The sequence below is a fragment of the Agromyces sp. NBRC 114283 genome (assembly GCF_030268405.1).
In the GTDB taxonomy this organism is placed as follows: Bacteria; Actinomycetota; Actinomycetes; order Actinomycetales; family Microbacteriaceae; genus Agromyces; species Agromyces mediolanus.
The window spans coordinates 1,548,711-1,564,838 of sequence record NZ_BSQP01000001.1 but is presented as its reverse complement, the minus strand read 5'-3'; the positions used below and the strand labels follow the sequence as shown (position 1 = coordinate 1,564,838).

Genomic DNA, 16,128 nt, shown 5'->3' with positions numbered 1-16,128 from the left:
GCCCCGACAGCGGTCCGCCGCGGAATGGAGCAGCATGAGCGGCGAGCCGACGGTCTTCTGGGTGGGCGCGTCGACGACGGGCGGCCTCGGCAGCCCCGCGAGCGGCGTCCGCCGCCTCGAGGTCGATGCGCAGGGCGGCTGGCAGCTCGACGAGCCGATCGCGGTCGGCGCCAACCCCATGTTCCTGGCGCTCCGCGGCGATCGCCTCGCCGTCGCCCACGAACTCGCGCCCGGCGGCGTCTCCGCGTGGTCGGTGCAAGCCGACGGGCGCGGCCTCGCCCCGCTCGCCGAGCTCGGCCCCGCCGACGGCGACCCCTGCCACCTCGCGATCAGCCCCGAGGGGGCGTGGGCGCTCGCCGCGAACTACTCCGGCGGTTCGGTCACCTCCCATCCGATCGGCGGGCCCGGGCCCGCCGCCGCGGTCGCCCGCGCCACGTTCGCAGGCAGTGGGCCGGACGCCCAGCGGCAGGAGTCCTCGCACCTGCACCAGATCGTCTTCGACGGCACGACGGTACTCGGACCCGATCTCGGGGCCGACCGCATCCGACTGCTCGAGCTCGACGAGGCGAGCGGCGCATTGCTCGAGGCCGGCGAGATCGCCGTGCACGCCGGGGCCGGCCCGCGCCACCTCGTGGTGAGCGGGCGGCTCGCCCTCGTCGCGAACGAGCTCGACCGCACGGTCTCGGTCCTCGACCTCGACGCGCGCGCGGAGCTCGGCTGGTCCCCGGTCGACGAGGGGGTGACGCCCCGTGGCCTCGGCGTCTCCGCGATCAGGCTGACGCGGGGCGGCGTCGTGCTCGTCGGCGACCGCGACGCCGACGCGCTCGCCGGGCTGCGGCTCGACCGTGCGGCGCGAGCGCTCGAGCACGTCGCCAGCGTGACGACCGGCGGCATCCATCCCCGCGACCTGGAGCTCACGCACGACCAGCGATTCGCCCTCGTCGCCGATCAGGGCTCCGACTCGATCGCGATCGTCGCGCTCGACGCCGAGGGCGCGCCGCAGGAGCTCGTCGACACCGTGCCGACGCCGGCTCCCGCCTGCCTCGCCCGGGCGCCCCGCTGAGGCGGGGCCGCGCCGGCCTGCCTCAGGCCGGCGGGTAGAGGTACAGCGCCTCGCCCGCCGGGATCGTGCGTCGGTGGTACGAGTGGTCGGAGTTCTGGTTGTACTCCTCGATGTTCACGCTGCCGTCGCCGTTGATCGACTGCACGTAGGCCACGTGGTTGTACGGGAACCAGGCAACCGCGCCGACGACGGGCGTCGAGGAGGTGGGCCAGCCCTTCGCGGACCACGCATCCGCCCAGGCGTACGCGCTCCCGGAGGCGAGGTTCGACCAGTCCCACTTCCACGGGGCGCTCGTGACGCCGGCGTCGCGGTTGAGCCGCCAGGCGACGAAGTCGACGCACTCGCGGTAGTAGTAGCGCAGCGGCGACAGGCCGCCGCCGTAGTCGTCGGGGAGCTGGTCCCACCACGGGTAGTCGTCGCCCTCGGCCTTCACCGTGTACACGGCGTAGTTGCCGTTGCCGGCGCGCGAGGCGAGCTCGGCCGACCAGGCGGCCTGCTCCGCGGCAGCGGCCTCGCGCGACTTGCGGTCGATCTCCTCTTTCGTCGTGACCTCGTAGCTGTCGGCGGCGACGCCGGCCTTGTTCACGAGGCCCGGGACGACGAGGTCCTGCGCCTCGCTCTGCGTGAGGCTGTAGTTCGCGCTGCTCGCGAACTCGTCGGCGCCCGGCATCATCGCGTACGCGGGGATGGCGACGGTGCCGACGAGGGCCGGCACGGCGACGACGGCGCCGAGGACGCGGAGCGGGCTGCGTCGGCGGACCCGGCCGTCGGAGGCGGGCGAGGAATGGGAGTCGGATGCCGCGGGCGCCGAGCGCCGTCCTTCGCGCGGCCGCTCGATCGCGTCGCGCTTGGTGTCACCGTTCACGTGCAGTTCCTCCGGATCCCGCGCAGAGGGAGGCGGGGTGGTCTCGGGCGACCGGAGGGCGTGCACCGCACCGGACTCGTTCCACCATAGGGCACGTCGGATCGGATGTCACGATCCGATCACGGAGCTCGGCCGCGCGGATCCGAGACGGGTCATCCGGCGAGCAGCGTCGGCTGCGGAACCGAGCCGAGGTACTGCGCCCACTCCGGGTGGCGGGTCGACCAGAGTCCGGCGCGGGCCTGCGGGGTCGGGGCCGGGTCGGTCAGTTCGAACGGCAGCCGCCACCCGATCTCGGCGAGCATCTTGTCGGCCTTCCGGTGGTTGCAGCGCCGGCACGCGACGACCACATTGGCCCAGCTGTGCCCGCCGCCCCTCGACCGCGGCACCACGTGGTCGAGCGTGTCCCCGTAGCCGCGGCAGTAGGCGCAGCGGTAGCCGTAGCGCTGCAGCGCCGCACGCCTGGTGAGCGGCACCGGCCGCATCGGGACGCGCACGTAGTGCTGCAGCAGCACGACGCTCGGCACGGCGTACCGCGCGGAGCGCGAGTGCAGCCAGCCGTCGGCCGCCTCGACGACCGAGGCCTTGCCGTTCAGCACGAGGAGCATGGCCCGTCGCATCGGGACCACGGCGAGCGGTTCGTAACTCGCGTTCAGGATGAGGGTGCCGCTCATGACGTCACCTTTCGTACGGGGCCGGGTGGCTTCCGGCCGCGGGATACGGGACGGCGAATCGTCGCCTGCGGGGGTCGCTGGAACGAAAAACGGGCACCGTCCAGAGGACGGTGCCCGTGCGGCGCGTTGGCGCTCAGGTCGTTCGGCTGTTGACTCGACCGTTGGTGGAATTGCGCGCGCGCGTTCCTGGCATGGACGCGCTCGCGCTGCACCATCGGCCTCCCCGTTCGGTTCGGTTCGTCAGGGCTCCAGGGTACGACAGGAAACGGCGCGCAGGATGCCTCCGGCGCGCCGTTTCCCCCGGGCGGTCACCCGAAGTTCATCTCAGATACCGATGCGGACGATCGAGTAGTCGCTCGTCCAGATCGGCTGGACGCGCACCGAGGCGCCCTCGTAGGGCGCGTGCAGGATCATTCCGCCGCCCGCGTAGAAGCCGTCGTGGCCGGGCATGATGACGAGGTCGCCGGGCACCGCGGCCGACTCGGAGATCGGCGTGCCCATCGCGCCCTGACCCGCGGAGGAGTGCGGCATCGAGACGCCGAACTGGGCGTAGACGTACATCACGAAGCCGGAGCAGTCGAAGCCCGCCGGCGTCGCGCCGCCGTAGACGTAGGGCACGCCGATGTACTGCGTCGCGACGCTGTAGACGCTCGCGAGGTCGAAGTTCGGGTACGGCGGGTTCGCCAGGAAGTCGCCGACCGAGGGGCCGTCATACGAGGCGGCGTACGAGGTCATCGCGGTCTGCGCGGCCTGGCGGGCGGCCTCTGCTTCGGCGGCCTCCTGGATGGAGGCGCCGGTGGTCACGGCCAGCGTGTCCTGCGAGACGGGCGCGGCGGATGCCTCGGCGGCGACGTCGACCGACTGCGGGTCGGCCTTCGTGAGCGCGGCCGCCGCGGTCGTCGCGAACTCCGGGTCCTCGCTGCCGGGCGTGAACGCGTAGGCGGGGATCGCCAGCGTGCCGACGAGGCCGGCCGAGATGGACATGACGACCAGGTTCGCGACGCCGCCGCGGCGGAATCGTCGGGTGGAGATCGTCGAGACGGGCGTGATCGCCGTCTCGGAATCATCCGCCCTGGTCTTCGCCTGCACGATGGCCTTGGTCGCAGCTTTGCTGACGCGGCCGCCGGGAAGACGTCGCTTGGGGGAACGAGCCAAAACACTACCTCCGTCGCCCACGGCCGGGAACGGCGTTCCACCTGGCTGCGCCGGAGCGCTTCACGGGTTTCAGGATCGAGCGGTGGACGTCGGGGGCGTCTCGATCTCGGTTCCACCGACTGGCTTCTCGCCGGCGGACTCGAACGAGAATACGCGAGGCCCTCCGGAATGTCACATTCCGATCACGAACGGCGCCGACTCACAGCCGATCCCAAGCTTGACCGGCGGGCAGCGCAGCTGCGGCTCAGTCGCCGAAGAGTCAGTCGCCGAAGCGTCAGTCGCCGATGAAGAGGTGCGCGGCGACCTCGACCGGGAGCTCCAGCCCGCCCTCGACGTCGTCGACCTGCACGAGCACGTAGCCGCCGTTGACGCTGAACGTCGCCTTCGCTCCCGGCATGATGCCGGCCTGCTTGAGCTGGGCGAGCAGTTCCGGGTCGAACTGCACGGGCTCGCCCAGACGGCGGACGACGCCGCGGATGGGCTCAGTGGTGTCGCCGAGCGCCTGCACGAGATTGCGGACGCCGCTCATGAACGGGGCCGCCGCGGGGACGCCGAGCTCTTCGAGGCCGGGGATGGGGTTGCCGTAGGGCGACTCGGTCGGCTGGCCGAGGAGCTCGATGAGCCGGCGCTCGACCTGCTCGCTCATCACGTGCTCCCAGCGGCACGCCTCGTCGTGGACGTACTCCCACTCGAGCCCGATGACGTCGGAGAGGAGCCGCTCGGCGAGGCGGTGCTTGCGCATGACGTGCACGGCCTTGCTGCGCCCTTCGGGCGTGAGCTCGAGGTGCCGGTCGCCGGACACGACGACGAGCCCGTCGCGCTCCATGCGCGCCACGGTCTGCGAGACGGTCGGGCCGGAGTGGCCGAGACGCTCGGAGATTCGGGCGCGCAGCGGCACGATGTTCTCCTCCTCGAGGTCGAGGATCGTGCGGAGGTACATCTCCGTCGTGTCGATGAGGTCGGTCACGCTGCTTCCTCCCCGTGTCGTCACAGCCCGCCTTCCAGCCTAGTGGGCTCGCCGCCATCGATAGACTCATCCGCATGCCGAGCCTCGTGATCCCCGCTGAACTCCTGCCCGCCGACGGACGATTCGGCTGCGGCCCGTCGAAGGTGCGGCCCGAGCAGCTCGCCCATCTCGCCGAGTTCGGCCCGGCCATCCTCGGCACCTCGCACCGCCAGGCCCCGGTGAAGGACCTCGTCGGCCGCGTCCGCTCGGGCCTCTCGGAGCTCTTCTCGCTCCCCGAGGGCTACGAGGTCGTGCTCGGGAACGGCGGCTCGACCGCGTTCTGGGACGCCGCCGCCGCCTCGCTCATCGAGCGCCGCGCGCAGCTCGCCTCCTTCGGCGAGTTCGGGGCCAAGTTCGCGAAGGCCGCCGGGGCTCCCTGGCTCGAGGCCCCCGACGTCCGCACCGCGGCGCCGGGCACGAGCGCCCGCACCGAGGCGATCGCGGGCGTCGACGTGTACGCCTGGCCGCAGAACGAAACCTCGACCGGCGTGCAGGCCCCGGTCCGGCGCGTCGCCGGCGACGCGGGCGCGCTCACTGTCGTCGACGCCACGAGCGCCGCGGGCGGCATCGCCGTCGACGCGAACGAGTTCGACGTGTACTACTTCGCCCCGCAGAAGAACTTCGCGGCCGACGGCGGACTGTGGTTCGCCATCCTCTCCCCCGCCGCGATCGAGCGGGTCGAGCGCATCGCCGCTTCGGGCCGGTACATCCCCGAGTTCCTCTCCCTCAAGAACGCGGTCGACAACTCGCGGCTCAACCAGACGCTGAACACCCCCGCCCTCGCGACGCTCCTGCTCATGGAGAACCAGATCGACTGGATGAACGCCTCGGGCGGCCTCGCCTGGGCCGACGCGCGCACCCGCGAGTCGTCGTCGGTGCTCTACGACTGGGCCACCGCCTCGACGGTGGCGACGCCCTTCGTCGCCGACCCCGCCGACCGCTCGCAGGTGGTCGTCACGATCGACTTCGACGAGTCGACGGATGCCTCGGCGATCTCGAAGGCGCTGCGGGCGAACGGCGTCGTCGACACCGAGCCGTACCGCAAGCTCGGCCGGAACCAGCTGCGCATCGCCACGTTCACCGCCATCGAGCCCGACGACGTGCGCGCGCTCACCTCGGCGATCGACTACGTGCTCGGGGAGCTGGGCTGACCATGCGGCTCTGGCTCGCCGAGCACGAGCGGCGCCCCGACCCGGAGCCCGCCCGCGCCGATGCGCGGAAGGCGCTGCTCGTCGGCACGATCGGCTGGCTCGTCGTGCTCGGGGTGGTGCTCGCCCTCGGCGGCACGATCGACGAGCGCGCGAGCGCGCTGCTGGTGCCGACGACGCTGATCGGCGCCGGCCTGGGCGTCGCCGGCATCGTCGCCGTGCAGCTGCTCAGGCGGCGTCAGTCGCGCTCGTCGTGATCCTCGGCTGACGACGCGGCGCCGTCGGACTCGTCGTCGGCCTCCTCGTCATCCGCCTCGTCGTCGAGCGCATCGATCTCGATGCCGTCGAACGCGTCGTCGTGATCGTCGTCGTGATCGTCGAAGCCGTCGTCGTCCGAGTCCTCGTCGTCGTCCTCGTCGTCCGAGTCCTCGTCGAGCTCCTCGTCGTCGAATTCCTCGTCGAGCTCGGCCTCCGCGTCGTCGCCGGCCAGCGCGGCGGCTTCGGCCGCGGCGGCCTGCGCGGCCCGGTACTCCGCGAGCCGATCGGACCACGGCACCCACTCGGGGGCGAGCAGGGCCCGCTCCCCCGGCATGAGCTCGGTCTCGAGCACGGTCGGCTCGGCGTCCTCGACGCGGGCGATCGTGACGCTCCAGTGCCACCCGGGGTAGCCCGCCAGGTCGGCGGCGAAGAGCAGCGACAGCACGTGCTCGCCCTCGACGATGTGGCCGACGACCGAGCCGACGGTCTCGGGAGGGGTGACCTCGAGCAGCGCACGCTGCGCGAGTGCGGCCGAGGCGAGCAGCACTTCGTCGGCGACGAACGACCGCTCCTCGGCGGGCGCGGCGTCGGCCTCCGTCCGCTCGGCTTCGGACTCCGCCTGCGCCGTGGCGGCGTCGGTCTCGGTCGGCGTGGTTTCGGCTTCGGTGGGCTCAGGCATCCAGCTCGTCAGCCACCTTCCGCAGCAGCGTCGCGATCTGCCGGCCGCGCGCCTTGTCGGGGTACCGTCCGCGGCGCAGGTCGCTGCCGGCGGCGTCGAGCCACTTGACCAGGTCTTCCACCACGACCGCCATGTCGTCGGCCGAACGGCGATTGATGCGGGCGAGGCTCGGCGGCGTCTCGAGGACGCGCACCGAGAGGGCCTGCGGGCCGCGCTTGCCGTCGGCGATGCCGTACTCGACCTTCGAACCGGCCCGGACCACGGCCCCGGCGGGGAGGGCAGAGGCGTGCAGGAAGACCTCCTGGCCGTCATCACCACTGATGAAGCCGAACCCCTTCTCCTCGTCGTAGAACTTGACCTTGCCGCTGGGCATCGCGTGACCTCGCTCGTGTCCATGCGGGCGCACCGGAACTCGTCGCCCTCGGGTGCCCAGTCTAGTTGCGGCCGACGCACTCGGCTCGCCCTGGCTATCCTGGGAGGGTGAGCACCGATCGTCCCACCTCCGAGAACCGCCTCGAGCGCGTCCTCGCCTTCATGGTCGCCGGCTCGGTCGGGCTGTCGGTGCTGTGCATCTTCGCCGTGCTGATCGCCACCGCCTCCGGAGCGGGCGCCGGCGACGGCTTCAGCCGCAGCATCTGGCCGGTCGTCTTCTTCGTCCCCGTCGTCGGACTGCCGCTCGGCTTCCTCCTGCTCGTCGTCCTGCTCATCGTCAACGCCGTGCGCCGCTCGCGCGAGGCGCGAACCGGGAGCTGAGCGGGCCTATGCTGCAGCTCGCCGCACAGCTCCGGGGCATGGGCCGCGACGAGCTGCGCGACGCGCTCACCCTCCGCGAGTTCTCGACCGACGGCATCGCCGACCTCTTCGACCTGGCCGAGGCGCTGCTGCACCAGGACTCCCTCGACCACGTCATCGGCCGCCTCGACCGGCCGCACCTCGCGGTGCTCGCCGCGCTCGCGAGCGCCGAGCACCAGCTCGACGAGGGGGCGCTCGCCGAACGCCTCGCCGGGCTCGGCGCTTCCGCGGAGTTCCGGCGCGGGCTGCCCGCGCTCCTCGGCGGTCTGCGGGCGCGCCTGCTCGTCGTGGACGCGGAGGGCGGCCCAGCCGGCGCGCTGCACGTCCCCGCCGCGATCGCGACTCGGCTCGTCCCACGCCTCGGCGACGAGCTGCCGAGTCTCGAGGAGCTGCTCGCCCCCGCGCCTCCGGTCCTGCAGGCCGTGGACCAGGTGGACCGCTCGCTGCTCGCCCGGCGCGCCTCCGAGCAGGCCTACGCGACGGTCGCCGCCACCGCCGAGCTCCTCGCCGCCCTCGGCGCCCAGCCCGCGCGGGAGCTCGCGAAGGGCGGGCTCGCCCTGCCCGACGCGCGCCGCCTCGCCGAGGTCGCGGGCGTCGCGCTCGACGAGGTGCCGCGCCTGTTCGGCCGCGCGGTGGAGGCCGGCCTGGTCGTGCGCGACGGCGCGTACTGGCTCGAGTCCGACGCGGGAGCGGCGTGGTCGCTCTCCGGTCCGGCCGAGCGCTGGGCCGTCCTCGCCGAGTGCTGGCGCGAGCGAGTGCCGCCCGCACTCCGCGAACTCGTGACGCGGCGCAGCGAGACGCTGTCGGCGGCGGCGTTCCGCGAGGATGTGCGCTGGCTCTACCCCGTCGGCGGCGACTGGCTCGATGCGGGCCTCGCCAGGCTCGCGGGCGAAGCGGAGGCGCTCGGCCTCGCAGTCGCCGGCGAACCCGTCGAGCCGGGCCGGCTCGTGCTCGGCGGGCGACTCGACGAGGCCGCCGCACTGCTCAGCGCGCACTTCCCGGCGCAGGTCGACCGGGTCTACGTGCAGCACGACCTCACGATCGTCTCGCCCGGGCCCCTCGAGCCGGCGCTCGACGCCAGGTTGCGCGGCTTCGCCGACGTCGAGGGTCGCGACCTCGCCTCGAGCTACCGGGTCACTGCCGCGTCCGTGAATCGCGGCCTCGCGGCCGGCGAGACGGCGGACTCGATCCGCGAGTTCCTCGGCGCGCTCTCCCTGACCGGCATCCCGCAGCCCCTCGAGTACCTCGTCGCGGAGGCGGCCGCGCGCTTCGGCGCGGTGCGGGTCTCCGTCGCCGACGACGGCGACGCGCCGGCGAAGAGCTCGGTGCGCTCCGAGGACGAGCAGCTGATCGGCACGCTCGAGGTCGACCAGTCGCTCAGCGCGATCGGACTGCGGCGCACCGGCCCGCACCGCCTGCTCTCCAGGTTCGCCCCGGACGTCGTGTTCTGGGCCCTCTCCGACGCCAGGTATCCGGTCGCCGCGGAGGATGCCGACGGGCGCATCCTCCGCCTGCAACGGCACCGCCTCGCCCCGACCCCTACCCCGGCGCCCGCCGGCGACCCCATCGGCAAGCTCCTCGACGTGCTGCTCGCCGCCTCGAGCGACGGCCCCGCAACCGAGCAGGCGTGGCTCGCCCGACAGCTCGAGGCCGCGGCCCGCGCGAAGGAGACGCTGACAGTGACGGTGCGGATGCCGGGCGGGCAGACGGCCGATTATCTCCTCGCCCCGGCGAGCGTCGCGAACGGCCGGCTCCGGGCGCGCGACCGTAAGGCCGACATCGAGCGCACCCTGCCGATCTCCGCCATCGCCTCGGTCGCCCCGGCGCCCGAGTTCTGAGCGCCGGTTCCCGACTGCCCGATCTCGCCTGTGCAGCGGCCGAGGGGGCGGATCCGGCGAAGGGGCCGTGGGTCGCCGGATCGGGCGTAGACTTGACGGTCATGTCAGACGGCCCCCTCATCGTGCAGAGCGACCGCACCGTGCTGCTCGAGGTCGCGAACCCGCTCGCGGAGGACGCGCGGCACGACCTCGCAGTCTTCGCGGAGCTCGAGCGCGCCCCCGAGCATATCCACACCTACCGGATCACCAGGCTCGGCCTCTGGAATGCGCGGGCCGCGGGGCACACCGCCGACGACATGCTCGGTACGCTCGAGCGCTACGCGAAGTTCCCGGTGCCGCAGACCGTCTCGGTCGACATGCGCGAGACCGTCGGCCGCTACGGCCGGCTCGTGATCGATCGCACCGACGACGGCGAGCTGCGCCTGCGCAGTGACGACCTCGCGGTGCTCACCGAGGTCGTCGGCGCGAAGCGCATCTCGCCGCTCATCGGCGAGCGCATCGACGACACGAGCTTCCTCGTCGAACCGTGGGCGCGCGGACAGCTGAAGCAGGAGCTCGTGAAGCTCGGCTGGCCCGCCGAGGATCTCGCCGGCTACACGCCGGGCACCCCGCACGTCATCGACCTCGCGGAGAACGGCTGGCACCTGCGCGACTACCAGCAGAAGGCGGTCGACAACTTCTTCGACGGCGGCTCCGGCGTCGTCGTGCTCCCCTGCGGCGCGGGCAAGACGCTCGTCGGCGCGGGCGCGATGGCGACCGCGAAGACCACGACGCTCATCCTCGTCACGAACACGGTCTCCGCCCGGCAGTGGCGCGACGAGCTGCTGCGCCGCACGAGCCTCACGCCCGAGGAGATCGGCGAGTACTCGGGCCAGACCAAGGAGATCAAGCCGGTCACGATCGCGACCTATCAGATCCTCACGGCGAAGCGGAAGGGCGAGTACGCCCATCTCTCGCTGCTCGACGCCCTCGACTGGGGCCTCATCGTCTACGACGAGGTGCACCTGCTGCCGGCGCCCGTGTTCAAGCTGACGGCCGAGCTGCAGGCCCGCCGCCGGCTCGGGCTCACGGCGACGCTCGTGCGCGAGGACGGCCGCGAGGGCGATGTCTTCAGCCTCATCGGCCCGAAGCGCTTCGACGCCCCGTGGAAGGAGATCGAGGCGCAGGGCTTCATCTCCCCGGCCGCCTGCTATGAGGTGCGCATCGACCTTCCGCAGTCCGAGCGGCTCGCGTACGCGGCATCCGCCGACGACGAGCGCTACCGGCTCGCCGCGACCGCGCCCGCGAAGCTCGGCGTCGTGAAGCAGCTCGTCGAGCGGCACGCGGGCGAGCGCATCCTCGTGATCGGGCAGTACCTCGACCAGATCGACGAGCTCGCCGAGACGCTCGGCGCCCCGCAGCTGACGGGCGCCACGCCGGTCGACGAGCGCGAGCGCCTGTTCCAGGAGTTCCGCGACGGCCGCACGCCGGTGCTCGTCGTCTCGAAGGTCGCGAACTTCTCCGTCGATCTCCCCGAGGCGACCGTGGCGATCCAGGTCTCCGGCTCGTACGGCTCGCGCCAGGAGGAGGCGCAGCGGCTCGGCCGGCTGCTCCGTCCGAAGGAGTCCGGGCTCTCGGCGAACTTCTACACGCTCGTCTCGCGCGACACGGTCGACCAGGACTTCGCCCAGAACCGGCAGCGCTTCCTCGCCGAGCAGGGCTACTCGTACACGATCCTCGACGCGCACGCCCTCGACGCGGCCGCCTGAGCCCGCGGCTGACCCGGCTACCGCGCTCTGGCGTACCTGAGCAGCAGCAGGTCCCGCGCCGGGATCGCGTGCACGAGGTGCATCCGCCGGGTCTGCTGGGTGAGGCCCTGCGCGATGCGCCCGGCGCTGCCGGAGACGAGCAGCGGGCTGAGACTCAGGCAGAGCTCGTCGACGAGGTCGGCGTCGAGCAGCGCACCGAAGAGGTGCGGCCCGCCCTCGCAGAGGACCTGCGGCATCCCTCGCTCGGCGAGCGCGTCGCGCACGAGCGCGGGTTCCACCCGCTCGACCCCGCAGTCCACGAGCTCGGCGACCTCGGCGAGCGCCGCGCGACGAGCGGGGTCGGATGCCTCGTGGGTGAGCACGAGCGGCCGTCCCTCGGCCTCGGCGAACACGGCGTCGGCCGGGTCGAGCTCGAGCGCCGAGGACACGATCGCGATGCGCGGCGCCTCGGGCAGCCCGTGCTCGCGGCGCCACGCCCGGTTCTCGGCACGGAGCCGGAGCCCGCCGTAGCCTTCGGCCCGCACCGTGCCGGCCCCGACGAGCACGACGTCGGCGAGCGTGCGGAGCACGCCCATCGCGAGCCGGTCGGCGGGGTCGCCGAGCCCGCCGCTGCGGCCGTCGAGGGTGACGGCGCCGTCGAGGCTCATCACGAAGTTCATCCTGACCCGCGGCGTCGCCCGGTCGGGCAGTCCGTAGGCGTCGAAGAGCTGCGCGCGGGTCACGCCCGGGTCCTCGCTCACGAGGCCTCCTCGTTCGGGCCGTCGACGAGGTTGTGCTTCAGGTAGGCGGGCTCGCGCCATCCGAGGATCGCCTCGACCATCCGCGCCGCGTCCACGGACTCGGCCACGTTGTGCATGCGCAGGATGCGCGCGCCCTGCGCCGCGCAGAACACGGCGGCGGCGATCGAACCGGCGAGCCGGCCGTCGCGCGGGCGGTCGAGGGACTCGCCGATGAAGTCCTTGTTCGACACCGCGGCGACGAGCGGGAAGCCGAGCTCCGTGAACTCGCCGAAGCGGCGGGTGAGCTCGAGCGTGTGCCGGGTGTTCTTGTTCAGGTCGTGCCCCGGGTCGAGCACGATCCGCTCCTCCGGCACCCCGAGCGAGACGGCGAGCGCGACGCGCTGCTCGAGGAATGCGCGGACCTCGTCCACCACGTCGACGTACTCCGGCTTCGGGAACCACTGCCGGGGCTCCGCCCGGCTGTGCGTGATGACGAGGGTCGCGTCGGAGGCGGCGACCGCTTCGGCGAGCGCGGGGTCGTGGATGCCGGTGGTGTCGTTGATCACGTGCGCGCCGGCGGCGATGGCCGCCCGTGCGACCTCGCCGTGGAAGGTGTCGACGGAAAGCGCGGCGCCGTCGTCGCGAAGCGCCTCGACGACGGGCACGACCCGATCGATCTCCTCGGCGACGGGGATGGCGGGGCCGGGCCCGAACTTCGCGCCGCCGATGTCGATCCACGCGGCGCCGGCGCCGATCGCACGACGGCCGGCCTCGACCGCCGCGTCGAGCCCGAAGGTCGCCCCGCGGTCGTAGAACGAGTCGGGGGTGCGGTTCACGACCGCCATGATCTGGATCTCGCGCCGGTAGTCGACCTCGCGCCCGGCGATGCGGCGCACGGGGTGGCGGTACTGGGGTTCGACCCAGCCGGACGGTCGAGTCGAGGGGGCAGCCATACCCGAATCGTAGCCCGGGACCGGAACGCCGCCGTCGCGGTTCTGCGCCGGTGAGGCGCGCAACTGACTCCCAGGCAGCTTCCAGCGAACGCTAAGAGAATGTCGCCATGAGCGACGGACCCCGCATTCTCATCGTCGACGACGAGCCCAACATCCGCGACCTGCTGACCACGAGCCTGCGCTTCGCCGGCTTCGCCGTCCGGGCGGTCGGCAACGGCGCCCAGACCATCTCCGCCGTGCTCGAAGAAGAGCCCGACCTCATCATCCTCGACGTCATGCTGCCCGACATGAACGGCTTCGGCGTCACCAAGCGCCTGCGCTCCGCGGGCTACACCGCGCCCATCCTGTTCCTCACCGCGAAGGACGACACGGAGGACAAGATCACCGGCCTCACCGTCGGCGGCGACGACTACGTGACCAAGCCGTTCTCGCTCGACGAGATCGTGGCCCGCATCAAGGCGATCCTCCGCCGCACCATGCACGCCGAGGAGGACGCGGTCATCCGCACGGGCGAGCTCACCATGGACCAGGACACGCACGAGGTGCTCGTCGGCGACGTGCCGGTCGAGCTGTCCCCCACCGAGTTCAAGCTGCTGCGCTACCTCATGCTGAACCCGAACCGCGTGCTCTCGAAGGCGCAGATCCTCGACCACGTCTGGGAGTACGACTTCAACGGCGACGCGGGCATCGTCGAGAGCTACATCTCGTACCTGCGCCGCAAGCTCGACCAGCACTCGGCCGAACCGCTGATCCAGACGAAGCGCGGCTTCGGCTACATGCTGAAGAGCTCCAAGCCGTGATCAGCGCTCGGCCAGGCAGGTCGGCGTAGGCTCGTCGTGCCATGAACCAGACGATCTTCGAGCGGTGGAACCGCATCTCGCTGCGCACGAAGATCACGGGCGTGACGGTGCTGATGCTCACCCTCGGGCTCCTGGTCTCCGGCATCGGCACGGCCGCGATGCTGCGCAGCTACGCCGAGCAGCAGCTCGAGAGCCGACTGCGCACGATCGCCTCCGGCGACGTGGTCTCGCGCTACTTCTACGGCGAGGACGGCGACTCGAGCGCCGACGGCCTCGACGTGCGGCCGTCCGACGACGTGTTCGTCGCGAAGTACGACCCAGAGACCGGCGACTTCCTGGCGCACAACTGGCAGGGCCGGCCGCGCGACGAGGTGCCGCTGTTCCCCTCGCAGCTCAGCATCGCCAAGGTCAACGAGATGAACGCCAACGGCTACGTCGTGGTGCCGCTGCCCGACCAGCATGGCGATCAGACCTTCCGCGCGGTGACGGCGCTCATCGACACGCACGGCAGCTTCATGCCGATCGTCATCGCGATCTCGACCGCCGAGACCGAGCGGCTGCTCGCGGCGTACCTCACGATCTTCCTCGGCTTCGGCCTCGGCGTCGTCATCGTCGGCGCCCTGCTCACCCGCATGCTCGTGACCTCGACGTTCACCCCGCTGCGCGAGGTCGAGCGCACCGCCGCGGCGATCGCCGACGGCGACTTCAGCCAGCGGCTCGACGGCGCGACCCCGAACACCGAGGTCGGCCGCTTGAACCGCTCGCTCAACACGATGCTGAACCGCATCGACCGCGCCTTCCGCGACCGGGCCCGCACGATCGACCAGATGCGCCGCTTCGTCGGGGATGCCTCGCATGAGCTGCGCACCCCGCTCGTCTCCGTCCGCGGCTACGCCGAGCTCTACCGGATGGGTGCGCTGCAGACCCCCGAGGACGTCGGGCAGGCGATGGACCGCATCGAGAAGGAGGCCATCCGCATGGGCCTCCTCGTCGAGGATCTGCTCGCGCTCGCCCGCCTCGACGAGGCGAAGCCCCTCACGCTGAGCGAGGTCGACCTGGTCCCGCTGGCCCGCGACGCCGCGCTCGACGCCATGGCCGCCGCGCCCGCGCGCACCGTCACCGTCATCGCCCCGGAGGCCAACGAGGACGGCCCGGGCGAGGAGCCCACCGAGCTCGCGGTCGACCTCGACTCGCCGCCGATGCGGGCCACCGGCCCCATCGCCTTCGCGGGCGCGACACTCGCCCGGCTGCGGGGCCGGCGCCTCTCGCAGCCGCCGCGCCGTCCGGCCGCCAAGCAGCCCGCCCGCGAGACGCGCGAAGCGCAGCGCCGCCGCCAGCTCGACGCCGCCGCGCCCGAGCGCGAGGTGGTCGTCGATCCCGCACCGACCGTGCCCGTGCCCATGGGCTCCGGCACTCCCGCGCCGGTGCAGCGCGCGATCGTGCTGGCCGAGGAGAACAAGCTGCGTCAGGTCATCACGAACCTGATGGGCAACGCCATGCGGTTCACGGCCGACGATTCGCCGATCGAGATCCGGGTGAGCCTGGATGCCGCAGCCGAACGCGCCATGCTCGAGGTCGTCGACCACGGCGAAGGCATTCCGCCGCAGATCCGGGAGAAGATCTTCCAGCGCTTCTGGCGCGCCGACACCTCGCGTGCACGCGAGACGGGCGGCACGGGCCTCGGCCTCGCGATCGTCTCCTCGATCGTGGCCGCGCACAACGGCAGCGTCGATGTGGTCGAGACGCCGGGTGGCGGGGCCACCTTCCGCGTCTCGCTGCCGCTCGCCGACTCCGCCGCGGCACCGCAGCGCGTCGACGTCGGCTGATCCCTTCGGCACCGGCTGACGCCGTCGGCATCGGCGGCCCGCCACGCCCGCCGGCCGGTCCCCCCTTCGGGATCGCGCCTCCTCCTCCCCAGCGCCCGTCGCAGCGCGGGCATCCACCCTTCGTCTCAGCGGCGCCCGGACATCGGAATCGCGCCGTTAGCTTCGACAGACGCGCCGTCGGCATCCTCGCCGACGACGCCCGACCGGAGGGAGCACGATGACCAGTTACGCCGTCGACAGCGGCCAGGTGCTCGGCGCCACGCAAGTGGTGCAGGGCACGATCGATCGATTGCAGGGCGAGGTGGGGGCCCTGATGGGGCAGCTCGCCGGGCTGCAGTCGGTCTGGAGCGGGGCGGCATCGGCCGCCTTCCAGGGTGCGGTCGCCGACTGGCGCGCCACCCAGCAGCAGGTCGAGGCGAACCTCGGAGCCCTGCGGCAAGCGCTCGCGCTCGCCGGCACCGCGTACGCCGAAGCCGAACAGGCCAACACGAGGCTCTTCCTGCGCTGAGCCGCCGAGCCGATGAGCGGGCGGGCGAGCGAACCGCCGAGTCGATGAGCGGGAACGACGAAGGGCGCCTCCGGAACGGAGGCGCCCTTCGCGCGCTGC

At 72.5% G+C, this 16,128-nt stretch carries 17 protein-coding genes; 9 read left to right on the top strand and 8 right to left on the bottom strand.

Features of this window, described 5'->3' with window-relative positions; translation table 11 throughout:
- Window positions 1-34 precede the first annotated feature (34 nt).
- Entirely contained in the window at window positions 35-1,063 is a 1,029-nt protein-coding gene (locus tag QSJ60_RS07630) for a lactonase family protein (RefSeq protein ID WP_285463187.1), read from the top strand.
- A gap of 22 nt (window positions 1,064-1,085) precedes the next feature.
- On the opposite strand, the gene QSJ60_RS07625 is transcribed toward QSJ60_RS07630, so the two are convergent.
- From QSJ60_RS07625 to QSJ60_RS07610, 4 genes are all read right to left on the bottom strand, one after another.
- Entirely contained in the window at window positions 1,086-1,928 is an 843-nt protein-coding gene (locus QSJ60_RS07625; RefSeq protein ID WP_189083879.1) for a CHAP domain-containing protein, read from the bottom strand.
- A gap of 152 nt (window positions 1,929-2,080) precedes the next feature.
- Window positions 2,081-2,599 (bottom strand): HNH endonuclease, encoded by a 519-nt coding sequence (locus tag QSJ60_RS07620; protein WP_230764998.1) that lies wholly within the window; start codon window positions 2,597-2,599, stop codon window positions 2,081-2,083.
- A gap of 324 nt (window positions 2,600-2,923) precedes the next feature.
- Window positions 2,924-3,754, bottom strand: a complete 831-nt coding sequence (locus QSJ60_RS07615) for a C40 family peptidase (protein ID WP_229781505.1) — start codon at window positions 3,752-3,754, stop codon at window positions 2,924-2,926.
- A gap of 274 nt (window positions 3,755-4,028) precedes the next feature.
- Window positions 4,029-4,721 (bottom strand): iron-dependent transcriptional repressor DtxR, encoded by a 693-nt coding sequence (locus QSJ60_RS07610; RefSeq protein ID WP_189083870.1) that lies wholly within the window; start codon window positions 4,719-4,721, stop codon window positions 4,029-4,031.
- 74 nt (window positions 4,722-4,795) lie between these two features.
- Here QSJ60_RS07610 and serC point away from each other — a divergent pair, with 74 nt between their 5' ends.
- Window positions 4,796-5,911: a phosphoserine transaminase gene (gene serC / locus QSJ60_RS07605; RefSeq protein WP_230764996.1), complete on the top strand. Its 1,116-nt coding sequence runs from the start codon at window positions 4,796-4,798 to the stop codon at window positions 5,909-5,911.
- 2 nt (window positions 5,912-5,913) lie between these two features.
- Window positions 5,914-6,165 carry a DUF2530 domain-containing protein gene (locus QSJ60_RS07600; RefSeq protein WP_230764994.1) on the top strand — a complete coding sequence of 84 codons (252 nt, stop codon included), beginning with the start codon at window positions 5,914-5,916 and terminating at the stop codon, window positions 6,163-6,165.
- Here QSJ60_RS07600 and QSJ60_RS07595 read toward each other — a convergent pair.
- Together QSJ60_RS07595 and QSJ60_RS07590 are read right to left on the bottom strand one after the other, a co-directional pair.
- Window positions 6,147-6,845: a DUF3027 domain-containing protein gene (locus tag QSJ60_RS07595; RefSeq protein ID WP_285463186.1), complete on the bottom strand. Its 699-nt coding sequence runs from the start codon at window positions 6,843-6,845 to the stop codon at window positions 6,147-6,149. The two genes, QSJ60_RS07600 and QSJ60_RS07595, sit on opposite strands and share 19 nt — an antisense overlap.
- Window positions 6,838-7,218, bottom strand: a complete 381-nt coding sequence (locus QSJ60_RS07590; protein ID WP_189083866.1) for a cold-shock protein — start codon at window positions 7,216-7,218, stop codon at window positions 6,838-6,840. Before QSJ60_RS07590 ends, QSJ60_RS07595 begins: the two co-directional genes overlap by 8 nt.
- Before the next feature lie 107 nt (window positions 7,219-7,325).
- On the opposite strand from QSJ60_RS07590, the gene QSJ60_RS07585 reads away from it, so the two are divergent.
- From QSJ60_RS07585 to QSJ60_RS07575, 3 genes are all read left to right on the top strand, one after another.
- Window positions 7,326-7,598: a hypothetical protein gene (locus QSJ60_RS07585; RefSeq protein WP_285463185.1), complete on the top strand. Its 273-nt coding sequence runs from the start codon at window positions 7,326-7,328 to the stop codon at window positions 7,596-7,598.
- Between the two features lie 8 nt (window positions 7,599-7,606).
- Window positions 7,607-9,475 (top strand): helicase-associated domain-containing protein, encoded by a 1,869-nt coding sequence (locus tag QSJ60_RS07580; RefSeq protein WP_230764989.1) that lies wholly within the window; start codon window positions 7,607-7,609, stop codon window positions 9,473-9,475.
- A gap of 101 nt (window positions 9,476-9,576) precedes the next feature.
- On the top strand, window positions 9,577-11,223 hold the full coding sequence (locus tag QSJ60_RS07575) for a DNA repair helicase XPB (protein WP_230764987.1): 1,647 nt from the start codon (window positions 9,577-9,579) through the stop codon (window positions 11,221-11,223).
- 17 nt (window positions 11,224-11,240) lie between these two features.
- On the opposite strand, the gene QSJ60_RS07570 is transcribed toward QSJ60_RS07575, so the two are convergent.
- Together QSJ60_RS07570 and folP are read right to left on the bottom strand one after the other, a co-directional pair.
- Entirely contained in the window at window positions 11,241-11,963 is a 723-nt protein-coding gene (locus tag QSJ60_RS07570) for a pyrimidine reductase family protein (protein ID WP_285463184.1), read from the bottom strand.
- Window positions 11,960-12,895: a dihydropteroate synthase gene (gene folP, locus QSJ60_RS07565; RefSeq protein WP_285463183.1), complete on the bottom strand. Its 936-nt coding sequence runs from the start codon at window positions 12,893-12,895 to the stop codon at window positions 11,960-11,962. Before folP ends, QSJ60_RS07570 begins: the two co-directional genes overlap by 4 nt.
- A gap of 107 nt (window positions 12,896-13,002) precedes the next feature.
- Between folP and QSJ60_RS07560 the strand changes: the two genes are divergently transcribed.
- The 3 genes from QSJ60_RS07560 (at window position 13,003) to QSJ60_RS07550 (ending at window position 16,029) form a co-directional block, all read left to right on the top strand.
- The gene (locus QSJ60_RS07560) at window positions 13,003-13,695 is read left to right on the top strand and encodes a response regulator transcription factor (RefSeq protein WP_022894322.1); all 693 of its coding nucleotides are present in this window, start codon (window positions 13,003-13,005) and stop codon (window positions 13,693-13,695) included.
- A gap of 41 nt (window positions 13,696-13,736) precedes the next feature.
- Window positions 13,737-15,521 (top strand): sensor histidine kinase, encoded by a 1,785-nt coding sequence (locus QSJ60_RS07555; RefSeq protein ID WP_189083860.1) that lies wholly within the window; start codon window positions 13,737-13,739, stop codon window positions 15,519-15,521.
- A gap of 217 nt (window positions 15,522-15,738) precedes the next feature.
- The gene (locus tag QSJ60_RS07550; RefSeq protein ID WP_189083859.1) at window positions 15,739-16,029 is read left to right on the top strand and encodes a WXG100 family type VII secretion target; all 291 of its coding nucleotides are present in this window, start codon (window positions 15,739-15,741) and stop codon (window positions 16,027-16,029) included.
- The last annotated feature ends 99 nt before the right edge of the window (window positions 16,030-16,128 follow it).